We start from the raw sequence: 20585 nt of genomic DNA, 5'->3' as shown, positions 1-20585 counted from the left end.
TGCTGATATTTTCCGCTAAAAATTGTGAACAATAGATAGGTTAGCTGTACGACCGCGCAGATTGTACTGGGTCATATCGTATCCGTAGGCTCCGCCAGCCGGATCAAACGGCGGCTGCTCGTCGAACAGGTTGCTGATATTCAGGGTTAGCTGAGTGTCACCAAAACCCTGATAAACCAGCTGCGAGTCAACCTGCCAGTAGCTGTCGACCTTTTCATCTAAACCCGGGTTACTGCTTTGCGTGGCCACCTGCTGCTCATAGCTACTGGTGTAGTTGAGGCTGACGCCCCATTGCCAGTCGCTAATAAGCCAGCGCAGTTGGTTGTTACCTTTCCACTTAGGCAATGCGCCTAATATATTACTGCCAGCGCCGTCAGTAGGTTCCTGACCGGCAACTAAGGCCTGCTTGTATTCTAAAAGCCGTGACCAGGTACTCTGAAACTGAAGCGTCGAGTTGTTTAACTGCACTTGGTAATTCGCATCAATATCGAAGCCGCGGGTGGAACGGGTGCCCTGGTTGCGGTATTGGTTGCTGATAATTTGCAGTCGCCCGGCGTCGTCGCGCTGAATGCGGTCTGCGTACAGGCCTTCATTATTGACAATAAACTGCGCGTTGTCGGGGGCAATAATATCGTCCTGCTCAATTTCGAATACATCGACAGCAATGCTGGCACCTTTTTGCGGAGACCAGATAATACCGGCATTGAGGTTGGTTGAGCGTTCGGCATCGAGTTCAGAGTTACCTGTACGCACTTGCGTGAAACCACGACTCGCGCCCGGATTAATAGGGTCGTTAGGGTCTATAACCGAGCCATAACTGATGGTGTTGCTTTCTGCAATTTCCGGTAGCGATGGTGCACGGAAGCCGCGTGACCACGAGCCGCGCAGAAGCCAATCGTCGCCTAATACATAGTGAAACGCCACTTTAGGTGACCAGGCTGAGCCAAAATCATCATAATGGTCATAACGGCCGGCCAGGTTTACGTTCAGGTTCTCGACAACAGGAACGTCCAGCTCAACAAAGCCTGCCGCAACTTGTCGCTTCCCTTTAACCAGGTTGATAGCCGGGCGCAGCTCGGTGCCCGATAACACTTCCGGTGAAGTTCCCGCATCCATTTCTTCTTCACGCCAGTCGACCCCAAAGGCAACGCTTAGCGGGCCGTTATCTAGCTCTTTTAAAATGGTGCTGGCATTAGCGTTAATGCTGTTTAGCTCGTAAAAGCCCGGACGACGCGTATCAATGCGCAACGCTTCAATGGTTGCCGGGTCATTGTTGCCGTTAAAAAAGTCATATTCGCCGCTGGCCAGCATATCTTCAAAAGTGTAGCGGTTAATAAAGTTATCAACGTACTCGCGCTGGCGGCTTTGTGAATTCAGCACGTTAACTGACCAGTCCCAGTCTAAGCCCCGGTAATTAACACCGGCCAGAAAGCGGTGAAAGTCTTGTTTATTGGCTTTTACGCGCTCGCCTACATCAAAAAAGGTGTATTCAAAAGGTAAGGCCTCTGAACCCGGGTTATCCGGATGCCCGACCGGTAATTCCACCGGAATATCGACTAAACTGCCGGTTTCCTCATTGTAAGCCCGCAGTCCGGCACCGACACTTAACGGCGCGCCAAACACGTGGCTTGAACGGTTATTGCTGTACAGAAAGTCACTGTACGCCTGTATGTCCTCGGTAAGCTGCAAAGTGCCCTGTAGTGAGAACTGGTGTCGCTCAACTTCCGGCTGCAGCGTGTTGTATGGCTGAGCGTTAAAGGCGCACACCTGGCCGTCTGCGCCAGGGGTAAAATCGCTTCGGTCTCTTTTCTCAGAAATGCCCGGGCAGTTCTCAAAAGCCTGAGGGTTTTGCGGATCACTTAAATAATTACCGCCCTGCGACGACCAGCCAGACAAACGCCCGCCGGGCTTGTCGCGAAAGTCACCCGAGCGAGTAAAGTCGCGGTCATCGGCGTTTAAACGCTCGCGGGTCAGGTAGTCGTAGCTGAATGTCAGGTTATAGCCGTCGCCTGCTATGTCGCCAAACCCGCTGATAACGCCCGCACTGTATTGCGTTAATGAACCTTCGCTGGCACCGCCGACACCCGCGCGGAACTGAGTGCTTTGTACGTTGTTGCGTAGAATAATGTTGATAACCCCGGCAATAGCGTCCGAGCCATATACTGCGGAAGCGCCGTCTTTCAGTACCTCTATGCGCTCCACCGCGCCTAAAGGTAACGCGTTTAAGTCAACGAAGGTATCCTGAGTCCCCAACGCAAAACCGTAGTTAGACACCCGCTGACCATTCACCAGAATAAGCGTGTTTTTGGGGCTTAAGCCGCGTAAGCCAACCGAAGCCGAACCCGCCGAAAAGCTGCTGGTGTATTGCTCGTCGTAACTGTTACCGGTATTCACCGTTAAGTCACGCAGCAAGTCTGTGAGCGTAATTTCACCACTGGCCGATATGTCGCTGGCATCAATAATTTGCAACGGCGTGGCGTCTTCATTCTGGGCCCGTTTAATGTAGGAACCCGTAACACTAATGCGTTCCAGCTCGGAGCTAGCATCATTGGCTAACAGAGCTGGGGATGCCGATGCAGCGATAAGTCCAGCGGCAATAGTTGATAACGTAAAGAACTTTGATTTCATTAAATACCTCACAAAATGAATTAATAAGCCGTTTAGACGTCTAAACGGCTATTTAGCATAAGCGAGATGAGTGGTGGAGGTAAAGGGGAAATTGCAATTTGGGAGGAACTTTCTCTAGTAGTAACTAGGTGTACACAGTCAAAACACCTGTGTATGCTAAAATTAGAATGACTCAGCAGAAATTCGAGCCAAATCATGAAAGTAGATCGCTCCTTTAAGAAGTTATCAAACGTGCTGCCCTACCTGCTTGCCTTTGTGGATAATGAGCGTCGTTACAAATTCGTCAACACTGCCTATGAGGGTTTTTTCGGTGTAAAACTCAAAAACATTAAAGGTAAGAGTATTGCCGAGGTTGTTGGGGAAGAGTCTTATGGAAAAATTTCGGAGCTTCATGATCGAGTACTGAAAGGCGAGGAAATAGGCTTTACTGATAAAGTGAACCTGAGAGACGGGCGCACTATTCAACTGGATATCAAGTATGTTCCTAACTTTGAAGGCTTGAGTAAAAAAGTTAATGGATTTTTCGCGGTTATAAACGATGTGACCGAATATGCGAGTGCAGCCGAAGTGCTGCGAGCGGTTCACGATGTAGTAAATTGCCAGTCACAGGTATTATCAACCGAACGTATCAATAACTTGCTTAAACTGGGTTGTCATTATTTAAATGTTCAAACAGGGCTTGTAAGCCATGTTGAGAATGATACTTACACGGTTAAATATTCGTACTCGGAAACAGCAGATATCCCTGCTGAAACAACTTTTCCGTTAGGCGATACTTATTGCTCGGTGACGTTGACGGCTAATGAGGTCATTACAACTACGCATGCTTCTGAAAGCGACGAATATTCAGGCCACCCCTGCTATGAAAAATTTCAACTGCAAACCTACCTGGGGCTGCTTATAAGAGTTAATGGGATAACCTGGGGAACGTTAAACTTCACTAGTCCTGAGACACGGCTTACACCGTTTACCGAGCTCGATATTGAGTTAATGAGTTTAATTTGCTCTGCTATTGAGACTATTATTATTAACTCGTCTAAGACTAAGAGGTTAGAGAAACTTGCTTATACCGATTTTTTAACCGGACTGTCGAATCGGTTGTTTATTACTGAGAGATTTGAAGAGCTGGAGCCCAACGATAATAAGTTCGCAAATGTTACTTGCTTTGCCATCATCGATGTTGATCATTTTAAAAAAGTAAATGATAACTACGGTCATGACGCAGGTGATGAGGTTTTGCAGCAAACGGCTCGTAAAATAGCTGGACTTGTACGTATTAGTGATTGCGTATCGCGGGTTGGCGGAGAAGAATTTGCCCTGCTTTTGACTGATCTTCCCCGAGAGAAAGCCGAAAGAGTTTTGGAAAAAGTGCGCACAGCGATTGAGGGCAACGCTATTACTATTGATAAAAATCAGTCTATTAAGGTCACGGTCTCGATTGGTGCGACAGAGTTAAAGGCTGAAGATGAATTTAACAGCGCCTACAAAAAGGCCGATTTAGCTCTTTATAAAAGTAAAAGAGATGGAAGAAATAGAGTGTCTTGGTCCAGTAATTGACTCGCTGGTCTATTCGCCCACTAATCATTTAGTGAGCGAATAATATCGATAAACATCAACGCTGATCCTGTCATGAAGAGCCACACACCGACCGTTGCATAGCTTGCGAAAGTGGGTAGAAATAGCATGCTCCCAAAGAAGAACGACAAGCTAGCCAATATCCCTAATGTGTTTTTTTGAAGGCGCTGTAAGAAAGTTGCTTTCATACTACGACCCATTATTTTATGTCGGGTTGGAAACGGAAACTCACCGCAATACGATTCCAGCTATTTATCTGTACTATGACCGTGGTCAATTCAATTAACCCACTTTCTCCAAAAGCATTCAGTGCCGACTGAAAGACAGCATCTGTGATTTCTACATGGTTGATTAGCGTTAGTGCTTCCGTCCAGGCCAAAGCAGCCCGTTCTTCTGCGGTAAAACACGATAATTCTTTCCAGGCCGGAAGCACATCTAGCCTTGACTGGAGTTCACCATCAGCTCGGGCTTCATCGGTATGCATTTTCTGACAAAAGCCACAGTGGTTTAGTTGTGATGCGCGCAGTCTGACGAGATGCAGAAGTTGCGGAGACAGATTTACTGATTCCGGTACATCGCCTAACGCGGTTAAATGAGTCACCAGGCGCGGGCATTGTTTATAAAGTGAAGATTGTGAAATTCGGTGTTGCATAATGTCCTCCAAAGATTAACTCCGGATACTTTAGGAACATTCGCTAGCTATCGATTGGAGATTTGCGACATTTTTCTTTGGCGGTATTGCAGTGGCGTTTCCAAGGTTTGCTCACGGAAAGCATTTGTAAAGTGCGCTTGATCGAAGTAGCCACAGGCAAGAGCAATGTCGCTGAGACTGTCTGGTGTCAAAATCAAATATTGTCGGGCGGCTCGAATTTGAGCAAAGCCGTGTAGCTGATTTGGTGTAAAACCTAAGTATTTGCGCAATTGCCTTTCCAGTGTGCGTCGACTAAATCCATTCTGTAATGCCAGTTGCTGAGGCGGTATTAAATAGGTGGACGCATGAGCCAATAAAGTCGACCACTTACGATTCGGTTCTTGAGCACGATAACTCAGCGTCAGTAACCAGTTTTGTACCGCCTGTACTTGTTGGTCTGCCGATAGAGTGGGCAGCATGTCCATTAATGGCTGTAAACTGAGTTGTTGAGAAAAGGCTGTGTCGAGCAACTCTATTTCGATGTTCTGCGAATCATCGATGTCCAGCCTCAGCAGTGCTTTCGCGCCTCCCGGGCGGAATCGTACGCTAATGTACCTTGTTGATGTATCCCAACGGTGAGTAACGACTCGAGTATGGTGAAAATAACGAGCATTGATCCGAGTATTACGTATTTCAAAAGTTAAACTGGACCCCGCATCGGGATAGAGTTTTTCTTCAACATGGCGCGAACTGTTTTTTAAGTCATTATTAACCCACAAGCACTGAACCCAGCTGGAGAGGCCTGGAAACGGCGGAATCATTTCTAACCCAATATTAGAAAAGCTGGCAGCAGGTATAATGTCAAATTTGTTGTGTGACATGCAGGCAACCTTCGAAGTGTATGTGAATAAATAATAACCGATTGGAACAAATAGCCCAAGTAGACAGCGACTGCTGGCAATTACCGAATAGCTTTACATAGTCTTAACGGTGAGCTGATTTTGGAAGACAAAGCCGGGTTAGATTAATTTTCAGATTTTATCTCAAGGCTGGTTATAATTTAACTAAAGATACTGATTCTCAGGACAGCCCAAGGCACAGGCTTATGTTCTTGATTGACGCATTCATCCGGTTTTCCGCACTGGGCTTGTTGTTGCTTATGACGGTGCTGGTAATTAAAGATCTGCCCCGTTCCAGACGCTGTACTTTAATGGTGGCTACAAACCTCTGCCTGGCAAGCTTTCTGCTTGGTTCTATGCCCGCTGAATTTGCGCTTCCTATGGTGTGGCAAGTTCCCTTTCGGTTACTGGATACTTTGCTTTTGCCGGTTACCTGGGTATTTGTGTTAACCCTTTTTCATCGAGATTTCAGGCCGGGAAAGTTCCATTGGCTGGCTTTAATTGCAGTTAGCGGTTCTATGCTGGTGGAGCGGGCTGTTTGGTTGGGTTGGTTGAACGAGCTGCCTACGTGGTGGCCTGTTGTTATTATTACTCTGACACTTTGTCTGGTGGCACATATGGTGTTCGTTACGCTAAGCGGCCGTAACGACGACTTAATTGAAGCCCGGCGCACCTATCGACTTTATTTTCTATTCATTATTTCAGCGTCTATTTTGGTCGCGGTTTTGGTGGGGTCTGTTTGGTTGCATAGCTCCCAGTCTACAATTAATGCACTGAGCGTCTGGCTTCCCATTTTTTCCATGAGCCTTTGGGTATTAAAGGGTGACACGTCGGCGCTGACTTTTTATCGGAACGCTTCTCAGAAGAAGCAATTGTCAGCAGCGGATAAAAGAATACTGGCCGAACTCGACAAGCTAATGACACAAGACAAGGTGTATTTAGAAGAAGCTCTGACCATTGCTGATTTGGCCAAAAAGCTGGGGGTAGCAGAGCATAAATTGAGAGCCTTGATAAACACCCAAACGGGCTTCACTAACTTCAGTCATTACATTAACTCTTTCCGGCTTAAAGGCGTGATGGACTGCTTCTCAAAACGAGATAACGATCACCTTCCCATTTTAACCATTGCTCTGAATAACGGGTTTAACTCTTTACCGCCTTTTAATCGTGCCTTCAAAAAAGAAACCGGAGTGACGCCGTCTCAATTTCGCAAAAACCTTCAGAATTTTCAAAATTGACGCGATATTTTTCATAATCGATCAGCTTTTATTGGGTTGCCTTTCTATTCTGAATGCACTTATCAGAACCAAAGGTAATTAGTTATGAAAGCTTTAAACTTAAAGAAACTCGGTTTGTGGTTAATTGTTTTATTGCTTGCTCTCAGCGCGACCAGTTTCGGTGTTATGTACTACCAGGTGAATAAAGCCTGGGGAGAATATGTTCCTGTTGTAGACCCTGCGCTTTATGCAAAAACTCAGGACGCTTACGCCATTACCAACGCAAACGTGTTGTCAGATAATGGACAGTACATGCTGCCTAATCAGACGGTATTGATTCAAGAAGGCAAAATAACAAAAGTGGGGAGCGACCTCTCATTACCTGAGGATGCGCAAGTCATTGATGGCACGGGTAAGTTTATAATTCCCGGCCTTATTGATGCGCATGTGCACTTATGGCAAAGCCCGAATGACTTGTTGTTGTATCTGGCTAATGGCGTCACCCATGTACGTGAGCTCAATGGTAGTGAAGAGCACCTGCAATGGCGTGCTGAAATTGCATCAGGACGGCCGGGGCCGGACTTATTTGTGGCAACCCGACGTCATAATAGCTCAAGTGGTATTGCTGGCTTGTTCGACCGTTGGGCTGCAAAAATAAACCCGGTAGCCGATATCGACGATATACCTGAGCGGGTAAACGAGATTAAAGACGCAGGCTACGATGCCATAAAAATTTACACGCTTTTAAGCAATGACCACTTCTTTGCTTTTAACGAGGAGGCGGGTAATAGCGATATACAAATTTTAGGGCATATTCCATATAACCTGCCACTTTCAGAGCTTTGGCCATCGAACCTGAAAGAAATAGCCCATGTTGAAGAGTTTGTTAAAGCCCTGGACCGTGAATTTGGTGGCTATGGCCGCGATAATACTGAGGTCTTTCTGGAGTTTGTAGAAAAGCGTAGTACCGACATAGCAAGCCGTCTGGCAGAGAATAATATGGCGGTGGTTTCTACTCTGGCGCTTGTCGAAAGCTTTCCTGCACAGAAAATGAGCGTAGAAAGTGCACTGAGTCATGTTCACGTAGAGCATGTAAACCGCGGAATTGCGGAGGCTCTACACCCAAGTATTAAAGTCATGGGGTGGCTGCCCGAAGTAAACATTTATCGTTTACCGGAAGACTATCCTGAAGAGCGTGTTCCCGGTAATCAGCGTTATTGGAAAGCTTACGCAAAAGCCAACCAGATACTTTTGCAGGCTATGCGCGATAATCGGGTCAAGGTTCTGGCGGGTACTGATGCAAATGTGCCTGTAATGGTTCCCGGGTTTTCCATGCACGACGAGCTTGCTGCGCTGGTTCGTACCGGCTATAAACCAGCGGAGGCATTGAGAAGCGCGACGGCTGAAACCGCACAGTGGATGGGGTTAAAAACGGGCGTCGTTGCTGCAGGTTACCAGGCAGACCTTGTGGTACTGAATAGTAATCCGCTGGTGGATATCGACAATACCAGAGCAATTTCGGGCGTTATGTCTAACGGACGTTGGTACTCTCCGAAGGACACTCAAGCTATGTTAAAAGCGGTTCGGGACGCAAACGAAGGGATTAATGATTAGACCGTGAGTTAGTTACGGTTGCGAATATCCGGGAATAGGTTGATTAAATCGTTATATTGGCTATCTCAAGATCTACGGCGTCACTGGCAGTATTTGCACGAAAAAACGGGGGGCATCTTTAGGCTTTTGAATGTTCAGATAACGAAGAACTCTATTCCCATTTCAACTTACGTAGTGGAAAGCGAAGTCACAAACGTGTCAAACTCCTTTTTAAAACGTCTGGATAATTTAAGCACGGTGCCGTCTCTCATTTTGATGTCTGCATCACCAGAGGGGAGTTTCTTAATATGTTCTATCCAATGGGTGTTGATGACTTGTGAACGATGCGTGCGAACAAAACCATAGAATTTTGCTTGCTCGGCGAAGTCTGCCATTGTAATTCGCATCGGATAAATGGCTTCGTCAATACGGAGATTGATGTAGTTTCCTGCAGATTCTGCCCACTGCACCTCTCTCGTCTTTATCAAAAACTCTTTTCCCGTTTTCTTTACTAGTAGGACTTCAGGTAGAACGTTATGACTTTCCGCGGGAGGCACTGAAGATTGAAAAATTGGCTTGGTATCACCTAACCACTGATAAAGTGCGTAACGATAGACTTCAATTACAACGACAAAGAATGTGAAGCTCCAAACGTCTTTTCGTATTTCATAGAATAGCTCAAATACAAAAGTATTTGTATTTGTTGCGAAATCATATTCTGATGCGGTGAAGCCGTAAGCAAACTCTCTTACAAGAACCATCGTGCAGACATGTAATAGACTGAAAACGATTGCTGCACCTGTATATCTCAAAAAAGATTTCAATGGGTACTTCCATTGCCAGCTGAAGTGCTCAGTAAACAATGCAATAAGTGGGAATAACAATAGCGTCGAGTAAGCACTTGATAGTTCCCAGACGAAAGGCTCCCAGGTCAAAAATGCGCTCTCGTTTCCCCGCATATCTTGCATTAATACTGTCGTCGCGTTTATCAGCCCATTTATTGAGAAAATTGCGAACAACAAAATTAGCTCAACCAGCCTTTTATGAGTCTGAAACCATTGCTTATTTATTCTCACGACAATTCGTTAGCCCCTATTTTCAACCGCTCATCACTTTTAACTGTCATAACAAGGTGTTAGCGACGACAAGATGATGCGTTTCAAGTAAAAGATCCGTGTATATCTAACACGGAAATCACACATGAATACAACTAAAAATTTCGTAGAAGGTCGAATACCTGCAATTGATACGCTACGAGTGGTAGCTATAGCTGTATTGGTTATGTTTCACCACGCAATGATCTACGTACCTGACTGGGGATTTCACTATAAGGTCGAAACGGAATGGGTCTTTTTACAAAACTTAATGGTAGTGACGTCTCCCTGGCGCATGGGACTATTGTGGTTGATATCTGGGATTGCGTTAAGTTTCATGATTACCAAAATATCGATCCCATATGCATTGTTGAAGCGGACGTCACAATTGCTTTTCCCGCTTTTAATTGGTGTACTTTTGATTGTTCCCCCCCAGCTTTATATTGAAATGTCACAAGCGAGCGAAATGCCGCTGAGTTATTCAGAGTTCACTTATGCGTTGTTTTTTCAACAGGGTGAAATGTTCAGGAATTTCACAGCAGGGATCTGGCCGAGCATTGATGTAAATCACCTTTGGTTTCTCCGATCATTGTGGCAATACAGTCTACTGGCAATATTAATTTCACCTTTGTTAGCGACGACTATTGGTAAACGAGTTTTAGCCGCTATAGCAAAGAAAATATGGTTAATTCTACTAGCGATATTCGTCTTAGCATTGTTTATTCAAGAAGCCTTTTCAGGTGACTTGGTAAGAGAATCTTACGGATTGGTTTGGTTCTTTGTTGGGTTTTCACTTGGTCGATATCTAAACTTTTGGAACCAGATATCTGAACATGCAAAAGTGCTGATATCGTTGGCCGTTCTTAGCTTAATTGCGGTGCAGATAGGCTTCTTTTTTGTATGGAAATCCGAAAACCCGAATGAATTTATCATATTCATTGCTGAGTTCGGGTACATTCTTAACCGGACGGTTATGCCGATCGCGATTGTCGCAGCAGTTTACAAATGGTTTAACCACGCTAAGCCTCAAATTACGCGACTAAACACTCTGGTGTTCCCACTTTATATCATTCACCAAAGTGTCAGTATCGTTGTGGCATTTCTTCTGTCCAGCTATGCGCCGGAGATACCACTATTTCAACATTTTTTATTAAGCACCTTATTTGTATTGATGCTCTGCTTTTCAATATTGATCACGATTGAACGCTCTAATGTGTTACGCCCGGCCTTCGGAATGCCAGTATCTCTGCGAAGTCAGCGTTTAGAGAAGTGCGTGCAGGCTTTCACTTTTTGTTGCAGTGTTCCAATTGGCTTAGAGATTTTGTTTTAAGTGTAAGTAAGAGAACTGCGAATTTCCAACGGATAACGACCGACCAAATCGGCAGTATTGGCTCCTGTCAGTCAATACCATTGTTAGTGTTAAATATTCTAATTGTTCTTAGCTGAAGGACAGATTAGCGTTGGTAAACAGCTCAATAAATAACCCCTAATTAGCGAAATCTATAGTTTAAGTAGACTGAAAATTAGAGGTCTGCTTATCGCTCATTAGGGACCTTCAGCTTTTGTGCCAAGAGCGGAAGTTAGGGAGCGCTCTTGGCGAGGCGAAACAGCGCTAGAACGAAAATAACCGGATAGTAGTTAGTTTCTTATTTTTTTGTTATTGAGCTGATCTTTTTACCATAAATAATGTCGGGAAGTCTCAACAGCAAGATACTGAACTAATAAAATCCACTCTAATGTTAATAAAATTTGACATAAAGCGGAGCTCAATATAATTTTGTAATGTTAAAAAATTTTAACATTAAGGAGTGGATAATGGCTTTCAAAGAAAAATCAGCATGGCTGATGTTGCTCGCGACACTAGTCATCGGGAGCTACATGACCTTTGAGGTTGTCCAAACATACCTAGTACAAGCGCAAGTTCCCCCAGTCTTACCGATGTTTATCCAGGTCACGGTAGTTTTTATAGTAGTGAGCGTGGTTGGACAAATTATTTTAGCCGTTACGAATGTCAAAGAAGCCGACCAGCAAACAGACGAGCGAGATAAAGCATTTTTTCGTAGGGGTAAAGCAGTCGCTGGTATTGTGCTGAGCAGCGGTGTGGTCGGTTCATTAATGCTGTTTCTTTTCGTCAGCGATGGCAACCTACTATTTTATAGTTGCTTATTAAGTTTAGTCGTGTCGCAAGTTGTGGAGTACGCAGTGCAAATTTGGAGCTTTCGGAGAGGTTATTAATGATGTTGCCAGTCGCGAACCGGGTAAGAGAATTGCGGGCGGAAAACGGTGATATGACACAAGGAGAGCTGGGAGAAAGAGTAGGTGTCACACGACAAACGATAGCCGCGATTGAGCTACGCCGTTATTCACCATCTTTAGAAACTGCGTTTCGCATAGCGAGGGTATTTAATATCAGCCTTGTAGATGTATTTTGGTTCGAAAGTGATGCATGAATTACGGAGTCCCGTTCAAAGCAGGTTATTTGGAACAAAATGATAAGCCAGATGAATTTCGTAGAAATTTTAATAAGTGTGCTATTTTTGAAAAGAGGTAAACCACGAAATAATGGCTATCCTGGCGCTGAAAGGGACTCCAAGTGAAAAAGCAGAATAGTTTAACCCGTAAACTTCGAATTATCATGCCGATCGTCGCTATCACCATAACCATCGCAGTTGCCCCTTTGGATTTATTGCCTATTTGGTTAGCGCCATTACCTGATACGGTGCAAGAACAGGTAGATGATGCAGTTGAGCAGGGACTGGATGGCATAATCGTCTATGTCGATCAGGCAGGAAGGCCACCACAGGTTTATACTGCAGGCTGGAAAAATAAAATGACTAAAGAACCGGCTAACCCGCACGCATTCTTTAGAATTGGCAGTATCAGCAAACTATATATCGCCACGGCGGTTGCCAAATTGGTCAATAACAGGAGTTTGTCGCTAGATAAAACGTTAGAGGATTATTTGCCTAATCTTGCTGGCAGGATTGAATATACCGATCAAATTACTCTGCGAATGTTGGTGCAGCATCGCAGCGGCATTCCAAATTTCACGGATGATGAAGCATGGGATTGGTTCGCTTCGCAGACGGACATCAACAAAGCTCTGGAACTCGTCCTGGATGAACCAGCGGATTTCGAACCTGACGCACGGACCAGTTACTCTAATACAAACTATCTGCTGCTTGGCCGTATTCTGGACAACGTACTGGGCTACAGCCACCATGAATATATCGCTGAAGAAATATTGGCTCCTCTTGGGCTCACGAATACGTACAGCTTGCTCAGCCAAGTCGAATATGACAGTGTTGCCAGCGGTTATTGGTATGAATACGACGACGATCTCAGACAGCTTGATCATGTAATACCCGGTGGATCAATGATCGCCACAGCAGAGGATGTTGGACTTTTCTTGCGCGCCTTAAATGACGGCTCACTGCTCAATAACGACGAGCAAGCAACCTACTCCTCAATTTATAAATATGGACATACCGGTTGGGTCCCAGGTTACCACAGTATTGCACGTTATCATGAAGATATTGACACAGTCGTGGTTCAGTTTGTGAATACAACTGGCGGAGACACCTGGGGAACCGCAAATATCATCGGCGGCAAGGCCACGGGCCTATCGGGTATCATCTATAACCGCATTGTTCGGATTTTGCGTAGGCAGTAAATTTGTGTCGTCGATATATTTTAATAAATCGGAAAATTAAAAACTCGCCATAGCGTTGCTGACTTTTTCGTTACTTCTGCTGTTCGCTCACAACAGACTCTCAGCTTCGAGCCAGTAGCGAAATATCAAAACTACCAATAAGAACAACTAAGTTTCACAAACTTTCTTAGGAAGTTTTGACTCAGACTTCTGTAGTTTCAGACCAAATACAAAGCGAGTAGGATTATAAGGTCTGATTAGGTAGTGATATATCCCCCAGGTCACCACAACGGTGCTGACTGTGACCAAAGCAAATTTGGTAAACCAGTGCAACGTTAGTGGTACTAAAAAATACACGGCTATGAGGGTTACGGTCTGATGCAAAATATAGAAGGGATAAACCGCTTCATTGCAGTAAGTGAGGAAACGGTTGGAAAAGGTTAAATAGCGTCGACCATAACCTAGTGCGGCTAATATAATCATCCAGCTTGAGCCAACGTTAATAAAGTCATACAGGCGATGAATCAAGCCGGAGTCGGGTATTGTCACCATACTAAATAACACCAAATAGCGTATTGCGAAGAGTCCAATACCAGTCACCAAAAAGGTGCGACGGGAATCAAGTAAAACTCTCCAGTATTTCTGGTTCGAGCAAAATAAGAAGCCGATAAGCAATATCATTGTCAGTACACTGAAACGGGTCCAGTCGCCAATCAGATACTGGTCAGTTGGGGGGAAAATAGGCGCCAGAAACCAATCGGCCGCAACAATAGGCACCGCGAATAAATGAATGCCGTACGGATGGCAGGTAATACGGTATAGCAAGTTCAACCGACCTTGACTATTCTGTTTTCGTATCCAGCTAAACAGTGGTAACAGAACAATAATACTGGCAACCAGGTACACAACGAACCAAAGGTGATGCCAGGAAAAATTACCTTCTGGGTAAATTCCATCAAAAAAACGAGGGTAAAATTGCCAGTAAGATAGAGTCATTCCCTCAGTCAATCGCTGCACGTATATCTGTGGAGGAACGACCACCAGAATGCCAAATATAAGTGGCAATATCAGCCGTGTAGCACGCTCCTTAATAAACCGTACTATTCCCCGACTATTAAGGCTAAACCAGATCCCCGTCCCCGAAATAAGATAAAGCAAAGGGATACGCCATTGATGGGGAAAGTACATCAAATCAGTTAACCACTCACTTTGCTCTGTATTTTTAATATGCCAGCCCCAAGTATTAAACGCCATCCCAGCATGAAAAAGTATCAATAAGAAAAACGCCAATACCCTTAGCCAGTCCAGTTCATAGTACCGTTGATGCTCGACGTTCATTACCAGGCTCCTGCCTACATCGTAGACGACAATTTATTAACAGGCTTTGATAATGGCATTCAATAAATAGGTCTACCGCCAATTTGTGACCAGTCGCAAAACTATGTGATAAGCAGGTTAAGAGGCCATAAAAGATCGAAAGGTGGACAATCCTTACGCAAATCTTGAAAAGAAGGCGTCGCGATAATGGCGACTCAATTTGACCGTGTTGCCATCGCTCATAGTCAGTTGATAGTCGCCTTTAAATACCGCTTCAACCTTACGGACCTCGTCCAGCTTAACTGAAAAGCTGCGATGAACTCGAATGAAACGAGAATCTAAACGGGAAAGGAAATTATTCATTGTATCGCGTTCGATAAACTTGCTGTCTTCGGTATGCAGCTCCAGATAGTTGCCCATGCTGGCAATCCAGTTAATGCTAGAGATAGATAACGGCAACATTCGCTCACCAGTTCGAACCAATATGCGTGGCGCGTGTTGGGGTGACAAATTTTTTGCTAAGGCCAGAAGCTCTTTGCTCGGTATTATAGCGGGCTTATCAATACGCGAGTAGGCTCTCTGTATGGCAACGTCCAGCCTTTGTAGAGAATAAGGTTTAAGTAAATAGTCAACGGCAAACAGTTCAAAGGCTCTTATAGCGTACTCGTCATAAGCGGTAACAAATATAACGGGGAACCTATCTCCAATCTCCAGTGCCACTTCAAGCCCAGTCATTTCCGGCATATGAATATCAAGCACTAAAATGTCAGGCTTCTGCTGCTCAATCAGCTCCATTGCTTCAAGCCCGTCTCTTGCCTCAATAATGCCATGGTCTGGCGCTAATTGACTTAACATGCGCTTAAGCTTTTCCCGTGAAGGAGCTTCATCATCAGCGATAAGGATCGTCATGCCTCTGCCCTTGTGGCGGGAAACACGATCTCCAACCGTGCTCGATTATGACCGACGTCGAGCGTCAACTCGCCCTCGTCGCCGTACAACAATTCCAGTTGTTTTTGGACACTTTTCAGGCCAATACCTAAAGATTCTGATGCCGGTTCAGCAGTCGGCAGGGTATTGGTCATCTCAATATGAATATTTCCTTCATGCATTACTATTTTCAACGCGATTAATACTTCACCACGGCTGCGGTGAATGGTATGCATCACCGCATTTTCCAGAACCGGTTGCAACAACATCGAAGGTACATTCTGATGCAGTAACTCATCCGCTATGCTTTCCTCATAATGGATTTGAGAGGGAAACCGTTTTTGTAGGATAGCCAAATAACTATGCAAAATAGTCATTTCCTGTGACAACTTCACCTGGGAGGTTTCTGACTGAGCCAGATAGTAACGAAGCAAGTCAGACAGCTGTTGTAGAAGTCCTTCTGCCAACAGAGGATCTGTCACTATTTTTTCCGAAATCATATTCAATGTATTGAACAGAAAGTGCGGACGCAGCTGAGACTTAAGCTGCAACAGTTTTACGCTGCTTAACTCGCTTTGCACTTGCATGCTTCGCTGTTTCTCTTTCCCTCGCTTTAGTTCCTCCTTCCGATAAAAAATGGCGAGTACCATAGATAGATAAATCACACCGATACGCGGCCACTCCAACAAGATTCGCTTTGAGAAATGCTCGTTGAGCCACAGATAGTGATCCATGCCATAGGCTGCGGGCAGATTGGCATAGAATGGATAACGAACAATATCCATTAACACACATATCAGCAAAATAATAAAAGGTAAGATAGCAATATGCCGCAGCCATTGGCCAAGCGTCGACCAATGACTAAAATAAGACAACTCATAGTATTTTTTTACTAACGGAAAAATCAACCCGAGCAGATAAGCCGCGGTCATCTCCGTATACCAGATAACCCACCAGGGTATATTATTGTCTGCTTGTTCGGTTGTTCTGGCTATGCTCAGGTAAACGCCAAGAAGGGTCCATATTAGCCCGTAACGTAAGGTTCTTTTCCACGAGCTAAGCATAAAATAAACTCTCAACTTTATCAGATTTAAGCCATATTAAGAGAACAGCCTTATTGATCAACTTAATTGTGACCAGACGCAAAATTGAGGGACTAATAGCATAAAGTGCATTACTGATTTCCGCTTTGAGCGAGGAAGGGACCTTCGGTTTCTGCCTAATTCAATTGTGCTGATCTTTTGATGACTCCATCACAACCATTGTGGTGATGGCATTGACATGTGGGCACTCACCCAGCACGTTGGAGTGTATGCGTTGAAAATGTTTGAGGTCAGTTGCCTCAACGCGTAACAGATATTCGTGGGTTCCTGTTACGTTGTGGCACTCAACGACTTCGGGTACATTTGCAACGTGTTGCTCAAAAGCTAGCTGCGAGCTTCTGCGGTGGTCACTTAAGCCAATGGTGACGAATGCGACAAAACCGATTTGGAGCTGCTCAGGGTCTAAAATTACGCGATAGCCTTTGATAACGCGCTTGCGTTCAAGTTCCTGTACTCGCCGAAATGTTGCCGACGGCGATAATCCAATACGCTCTGACAGTTTGATATTGGAAATTCGCCCATCGCTTTTCAGTTCTTGCAATATCTTTTCGTCAAACTTATCCATAAGAGAACATCGTTTCTTAATTTCCTTCATTATTGGCAATAAAAGCACAAAATTCCATAGAATTCCAGTTATTCTATGCGCCATATCTTACTGAAAAAGGTTGCTGTCATGGATCAGTCATTACTGGCGCTTGTGCTGTTCGCTTTTGTTTCTACCTTTACACCGGGCCCTAATAACATGATGCTCATGGCTTCGGGTGCCAACGTAGGCTTTAGACGGACTATCCCCCATATGTTGGGTGTTATCTTTGGCTTTGGCCTTATGATTTTTTTAGTGGGGCTGGGTTTAGCCGAGGTTTTTAAGACTTTCCCTAAAATTCATGATGCGCTGCGCGTGATTTGTGGCGTGTTTCTAGTTTACATTGCATTAAAAATTGCGCGTAGTCGTCCGCAAGTGGAGAGCGCTTCATATCAGCCGATGACGTTCTCGGCCGCAGTTTTATTTCAATGGATAAATCCAAAAGGTTGGACGATGGCTTTATCAGCGGTGAGCCTTTATAACCCGACAGCAAGTTTGTTTGGACTGACTTTGGTCACACTGGCGTTTATATTTGTGAATATGCCTTCCGCCTCTATTTGGGCATACGCAGGCAAAAAAATCAGTCGAGTGTTAAAGCAGGAATTGCACATGCGCCTTTTTAACTGGAGTATGGCGTTGATCTTGGTCGGCTCTACTTTGCCGATGCTGGTTTAATGTTCTGCGGCCTTCATGATTTATATACAGAGATGATTTACTGCTCATATTTGCTCATTTTGCCGCAGACCCATCTTCTGAGATTGTCAGAAAAACAACTAATGATTTCTCGGAAACAATAGAGAGAGCCTCAGTGACGATTAAATCGTACGTGGTTAAAGCGTCAATGTACGTTCTTGGCACTAAACAGTCAGTCCGATACGAGCTGTGAGTAGTGGAAACTTCATTTAGTATCTTCTTTATCGATGAAAACCCTGAAAACCAGCGTGTTTCGCGATTAATTAGCACTCGAAAGCCAAAACAGGATATTGAGGAGAAATTGCTCGTTTTGTTCAGCTCCAACGGCTCTTAAACCATATTTTTTACCTGTTTTAAGATCCACTTGTGACGAAAACATCATACCCTCAGAGAATACGGCTACACGCCCTTTTCCGAATTTTAGAACGGCTCCCTGGCTCCAGCCATTCATTGATATTCGAGGTGTCGACGAAGTAACCTGAAATGGTATGAGCGGCTCTATAGACACAGCACCCTGCCCAATTGTTAACAATGACGTTGCTTCATCAGGAGCTTTGAATGCAGATCCGCCAAAGGTCTTTACTTGCGTTACTTGACCGAAAGGTGGGCTCTTCTCATTCAACGCTTGCTTAGGAAAAGGCATAAGCGGCTCTGGTGACGAATTATTGCTGGTACCGGTTGTTATCGTGTGCTCAGCGAGAGTGTTATCTGCACTCCGAAATACATAAGACCCAACATGCCCATTACTAAATTCGAAACCGAAGGCGAGTGCGAGATTTTCGACAACTTTTGGAAACGGTGTGTGGTCAGCGATTAACAAAAGTGAACCTCCATCACTAACCCACTTTTTGATGTTATCAACTTCATCATCATCTAATGCACTGCCAAACGGTGGTTGCCAGTCACTTCTATTACGATCTAGTGCATTGGCAATTACTAGAATATCGGCTCTATTCAAAAGGTATGATGTGAAACTTTTAGTATTCGACCTGACTTTATAACCATTGTTCGACAAAACTTGCTCGAAAGGTTTATACCGACCTGAGATGGTAAGAAAATTATTGTGTGCTTCATCAACGATGACAACCGGGCTCTCATCTGCGATCAAACTGGTTGTACTACCATGGGGGTGAAAATCAGGATCAGCTTGCTGCGAGCTGTCAGAGCATGCTGAAATTGCCAAAACTAAACACAGAAAAATAAGCCTAGACAATAGTTTCACTCACAATTCCTTTTGGTGCGACACAGTCAGACCGCCTTAAGCGAGTTGCGGGCATGCCGAAGTCATTATTCGACAATTTTATTAATCCACTGAATCGCATCTTCGACCGGACGTTTAGAGTCTTCGTCGACAGATATTCTGCCACCGAATACTCTACCGGTGCTACTTGCCATAATTGCTGTCGTAATATTTAAAGTCGCCCCATTACTTAGATTAAACGTGTGGTTAGCTGTCGACATACCACACGATGGTTTGCCAAAAGAGCGGATATTAGGTTTCCCTTCAAAAGCGACTAATAATGACTCCCCAGAGCTCGCTGTTTGTTCGCTACTTAACACTGCTATTGGCATGTTTGCATCTCCCACTGGAGGCTTTTCAATTCCAATCATAAACTGATTATTGAGAAAACTTTGTCCGTCATAGGTTCCCCAAGCAGTTTTGGAGCCGTCAGGTTTCACAAAATAACCATGTACTCCGTTGCTTAGCAATGGCGCGACTCCAGCTAACATCGGCCACATATTCCCACCCTTGTTATACCGGAGGTCGATAATCCAGGCTTTTGTATCGCGATCTTTCTGTCTGTTGATCTCATCTCGCAATTCTTTGATATAGCGAAGCTTAGCCTTCTCTGAGGGGGCATTGAAGCTATTGACGCGAAGGTAGCCAATGTGTCCAGGAATGATAGGCAAGTCATAGGTATTCGTTGCCACACATTCAAACTTTCTTTGCATCACAAACTTTGGTTCAACGGAACTTTTATAAAATGTATGGCCAGTATCAGCTCGCTTTAAGATGAGAGTTAGTGCCTCGCGTAAATTATCTCTGGTAAATGGACGCTCAATACTATCCAAATCAGACTTTAATACACGCCAGTTTACCTGGTCACGCGTAACAACATGCTCCCTCATCAAATCCAGAACTTCATATGCTGTCGCTTCAGGAGTTACATCCTCGCCACGCACTGAATCTTGAGCGTGTGTCGAAAATGTTAGTAGCTGTAAGAGCAGAAAAGCGCGAAATAGAAGCACCGACTTGAACCTCACTCCAAGTGAAAAAGTTAGGTTACACTAAAATGTGAATACAAATAAAATCAGCTTTTACTAGTTATCCTTAGCAAGCTTATATAGCTAATAAGAGCAGCCAGAAGCAGCCAAAACAATACTATAGAGAACCAAACCACAGGAGACGCTTGACTCACACCCCATCCGTTGAAAGTTACCTGATGCTGAGTAAAGAATGAGGCCATACCAAGGTATTGAAGTGGGATATTCGCCCACAACAATGCTGCGAAAATGATAGGGGTAATCTCTAGTTTAAGGAGAGCCATAAGCTGCATTAGTAGGGGCGGCAGGTTTAAAAAGACACCTATTTTTATGTAAGCGTCGCATAAACCACACAACCGGCCAACCGGCCAAGATAATGTAAGCGTCGCATAAACCACACAACCGGCC

20 protein-coding genes are annotated in these 20585 nt (G+C 44.6%); 8 read left to right on the top strand and 12 right to left on the bottom strand.

The genetic code is table 11. The annotated features are described in order from the left end of the window. Nucleotides 1–15 precede the first annotated feature (15 nt). The gene (locus ACP7H9_RS12145; protein WP_011235712.1) at nt 16–2628 is read right to left on the bottom strand and encodes a TonB-dependent receptor plug domain-containing protein; all 2613 of its coding nucleotides are present in this window, start codon (nt 2626–2628) and stop codon (nt 16–18) included. 195 nt (nt 2629–2823) lie between these two features. On the opposite strand from ACP7H9_RS12145, the gene ACP7H9_RS12140 reads away from it, so the two are divergent. Next, on the top strand, nt 2824–4185 hold the full coding sequence (locus ACP7H9_RS12140; RefSeq protein ID WP_439222832.1) for a bifunctional diguanylate cyclase/phosphodiesterase: 1362 nt from the start codon (nt 2824–2826) through the stop codon (nt 4183–4185). Nucleotides 4186–4205: 20 nt separating this feature from the next. On the opposite strand, the gene ACP7H9_RS12135 is transcribed toward ACP7H9_RS12140, so the two are convergent. The 3 genes from ACP7H9_RS12135 to ACP7H9_RS12125 are packed head-to-tail and all read right to left on the bottom strand — an operon-like array spanning nt 4206 to nt 5715. Further along, entirely contained in the window at nt 4206–4391 is a 186-nt protein-coding gene (locus ACP7H9_RS12135) for a YrhK family protein (RefSeq protein ID WP_081423233.1), read from the bottom strand. Nucleotides 4392–4402: 11 nt separating this feature from the next. Then, nucleotides 4403–4855 carry a carboxymuconolactone decarboxylase family protein gene (locus ACP7H9_RS12130; RefSeq protein WP_439222831.1) on the bottom strand — a complete coding sequence of 151 codons (453 nt, stop codon included), beginning with the start codon at nt 4853–4855 and terminating at the stop codon, nt 4403–4405. 47 nt (nt 4856–4902) lie between these two features. Next, entirely contained in the window at nt 4903–5715 is an 813-nt protein-coding gene (locus tag ACP7H9_RS12125) for a helix-turn-helix domain-containing protein (RefSeq protein WP_417438857.1), read from the bottom strand. A 224-nt stretch (nt 5716–5939) separates the two neighbouring features. Here ACP7H9_RS12125 and ACP7H9_RS12120 point away from each other — a divergent pair, with 224 nt between their 5' ends. Together ACP7H9_RS12120 and ACP7H9_RS12115 are read left to right on the top strand one after the other, a co-directional pair. Beyond that, nucleotides 5940–6971: a helix-turn-helix domain-containing protein gene (locus tag ACP7H9_RS12120; RefSeq protein WP_439222830.1), complete on the top strand. Its 1032-nt coding sequence runs from the start codon at nt 5940–5942 to the stop codon at nt 6969–6971. 84 nt (nt 6972–7055) lie between these two features. Continuing rightward, a complete protein-coding gene (locus ACP7H9_RS12115) occupies nt 7056–8564 on the top strand; it encodes an amidohydrolase family protein (RefSeq protein WP_439222829.1) in 1509 nt (502 codons plus the stop codon). 167 nt (nt 8565–8731) lie between these two features. On the opposite strand, the gene ACP7H9_RS12110 is transcribed toward ACP7H9_RS12115, so the two are convergent. Next, complete coding sequence (locus ACP7H9_RS12110; protein ID WP_439222828.1) at nt 8732–9619, bottom strand: LytTR family DNA-binding domain-containing protein; 888 nt, start codon at nt 9617–9619, stop codon at nt 8732–8734. Nucleotides 9620–9743: 124 nt separating this feature from the next. Here ACP7H9_RS12110 and ACP7H9_RS12105 point away from each other — a divergent pair, with 124 nt between their 5' ends. From ACP7H9_RS12105 to ACP7H9_RS12090, 4 genes are all read left to right on the top strand, one after another. After that, a complete protein-coding gene (locus ACP7H9_RS12105; protein WP_439222827.1) occupies nt 9744–10967 on the top strand; it encodes an acyltransferase family protein in 1224 nt (407 codons plus the stop codon). 485 nt (nt 10968–11452) lie between these two features. Further along, a complete protein-coding gene (locus tag ACP7H9_RS12100; RefSeq protein WP_439222826.1) occupies nt 11453–11872 on the top strand; it encodes a hypothetical protein in 420 nt (139 codons plus the stop codon). 2 nt (nt 11873–11874) lie between these two features. Then, nucleotides 11875–12087, top strand: coding sequence for a helix-turn-helix transcriptional regulator (locus ACP7H9_RS12095; RefSeq protein ID WP_439222855.1), 213 nt, complete (start codon nt 11875–11877; stop codon nt 12085–12087). 143 nt (nt 12088–12230) lie between these two features. After that, nucleotides 12231–13310: a serine hydrolase domain-containing protein gene (locus tag ACP7H9_RS12090; RefSeq protein ID WP_439222825.1), complete on the top strand. Its 1080-nt coding sequence runs from the start codon at nt 12231–12233 to the stop codon at nt 13308–13310. 147 nt (nt 13311–13457) lie between these two features. Here ACP7H9_RS12090 and ACP7H9_RS12085 read toward each other — a convergent pair whose 3' ends face one another. The 4 genes from ACP7H9_RS12085 to ACP7H9_RS12070 all read right to left on the bottom strand — a co-directional run bounded on the left by ACP7H9_RS12085 (nt 13458) and on the right by ACP7H9_RS12070 (nt 17201). Further along, on the bottom strand, nt 13458–14627 hold the full coding sequence (locus tag ACP7H9_RS12085) for an acyltransferase family protein (protein WP_439222824.1): 1170 nt from the start codon (nt 14625–14627) through the stop codon (nt 13458–13460). A 153-nt stretch (nt 14628–14780) separates the two neighbouring features. Next, a complete protein-coding gene (locus ACP7H9_RS12080; protein ID WP_439222823.1) occupies nt 14781–15515 on the bottom strand; it encodes a LytR/AlgR family response regulator transcription factor in 735 nt (244 codons plus the stop codon). Further along, nucleotides 15512–16597: a sensor histidine kinase gene (locus ACP7H9_RS12075; protein ID WP_439222822.1), complete on the bottom strand. Its 1086-nt coding sequence runs from the start codon at nt 16595–16597 to the stop codon at nt 15512–15514. Before ACP7H9_RS12075 ends, ACP7H9_RS12080 begins: the two co-directional genes overlap by 4 nt. Before the next feature lie 160 nt (nt 16598–16757). Further along, entirely contained in the window at nt 16758–17201 is a 444-nt protein-coding gene (locus ACP7H9_RS12070) for an Lrp/AsnC family transcriptional regulator (RefSeq protein ID WP_439222821.1), read from the bottom strand. 108 nt (nt 17202–17309) lie between these two features. Between ACP7H9_RS12070 and ACP7H9_RS12065 the strand changes: the two genes are divergently transcribed. Then, nucleotides 17310–17894 carry a LysE family translocator gene (locus ACP7H9_RS12065; protein WP_439222820.1) on the top strand — a complete coding sequence of 195 codons (585 nt, stop codon included), beginning with the start codon at nt 17310–17312 and terminating at the stop codon, nt 17892–17894. A 277-nt stretch (nt 17895–18171) separates the two neighbouring features. Here ACP7H9_RS12065 and ACP7H9_RS12060 read toward each other — a convergent pair whose 3' ends face one another. The 3 genes from ACP7H9_RS12060 to ACP7H9_RS12050 form a co-directional block, all read right to left on the bottom strand. Beyond that, a complete protein-coding gene (locus ACP7H9_RS12060) occupies nt 18172–19134 on the bottom strand; it encodes a DUF4350 domain-containing protein (RefSeq protein WP_439222819.1) in 963 nt (320 codons plus the stop codon). A gap of 65 nt (nt 19135–19199) precedes the next feature. Next, on the bottom strand, nt 19200–20162 hold the full coding sequence (locus ACP7H9_RS12055; RefSeq protein WP_439222818.1) for a S41 family peptidase: 963 nt from the start codon (nt 20160–20162) through the stop codon (nt 19200–19202). Between the two features lie 62 nt (nt 20163–20224). Then, on the bottom strand, nt 20225–20585 hold a 361-nt coding region (locus ACP7H9_RS12050; protein WP_439222817.1), incomplete at its 5' end, for a hypothetical protein.

This window comes from Idiomarina sp. ST20R2A10 (assembly GCF_051842345.1).
GTDB classification, from domain to species: Bacteria; Pseudomonadota; Gammaproteobacteria; order Enterobacterales; family Alteromonadaceae; genus Idiomarina; species Idiomarina loihiensis.
This window is presented reverse-complemented; position numbering and strand designations above follow the sequence as displayed.

Bases quoted from the DNA above. Each gene is read 5' to 3' on its own strand.
- ACP7H9_RS12085 (WP_439222824.1), bottom strand. From the start codon at position 14,627: ATGAACGTCGAGCATCAACGGTACTATGAACTGGACTGGCTAAGGGTA.
- ACP7H9_RS12140 (WP_439222832.1), top strand. From the start codon at position 2,824: ATGAAAGTAGATCGCTCCTTTAAGAAGTTATCAAACGTGCTGCCCTAC.
- ACP7H9_RS12095 (WP_439222855.1), top strand. From the start codon at position 11,875: ATGTTGCCAGTCGCGAACCGGGTAAGAGAATTGCGGGCGGAAAACGGT.
- ACP7H9_RS12115 (WP_439222829.1), top strand. From the start codon at position 7,056: ATGAAAGCTTTAAACTTAAAGAAACTCGGTTTGTGGTTAATTGTTTTA.
- ACP7H9_RS12145 (WP_011235712.1), bottom strand. From the start codon at position 2,628: ATGAAATCAAAGTTCTTTACGTTATCAACTATTGCCGCTGGACTTATC.
- ACP7H9_RS12120 (WP_439222830.1), top strand. From the start codon at position 5,940: ATGTTCTTGATTGACGCATTCATCCGGTTTTCCGCACTGGGCTTGTTG.
- ACP7H9_RS12125 (WP_417438857.1), bottom strand. From the start codon at position 5,715: ATGTCACACAACAAATTTGACATTATACCTGCTGCCAGCTTTTCTAAT.
- ACP7H9_RS12075 (WP_439222822.1), bottom strand. From the start codon at position 16,597: ATGCTTAGCTCGTGGAAAAGAACCTTACGTTACGGGCTAATATGGACC.
- ACP7H9_RS12065 (WP_439222820.1), top strand. From the start codon at position 17,310: ATGGATCAGTCATTACTGGCGCTTGTGCTGTTCGCTTTTGTTTCTACC.
- ACP7H9_RS12100 (WP_439222826.1), top strand. From the start codon at position 11,453: ATGGCTTTCAAAGAAAAATCAGCATGGCTGATGTTGCTCGCGACACTA.
- ACP7H9_RS12130 (WP_439222831.1), bottom strand. From the start codon at position 4,855: ATGCAACACCGAATTTCACAATCTTCACTTTATAAACAATGCCCGCGC.
- ACP7H9_RS12135 (WP_081423233.1), bottom strand. From the start codon at position 4,391: ATGAAAGCAACTTTCTTACAGCGCCTTCAAAAAAACACATTAGGGATA.
- ACP7H9_RS12080 (WP_439222823.1), bottom strand. From the start codon at position 15,515: ATGACGATCCTTATCGCTGATGATGAAGCTCCTTCACGGGAAAAGCTT.
- ACP7H9_RS12105 (WP_439222827.1), top strand. From the start codon at position 9,744: ATGAATACAACTAAAAATTTCGTAGAAGGTCGAATACCTGCAATTGAT.
- ACP7H9_RS12070 (WP_439222821.1), bottom strand. From the start codon at position 17,201: ATGGATAAGTTTGACGAAAAGATATTGCAAGAACTGAAAAGCGATGGG.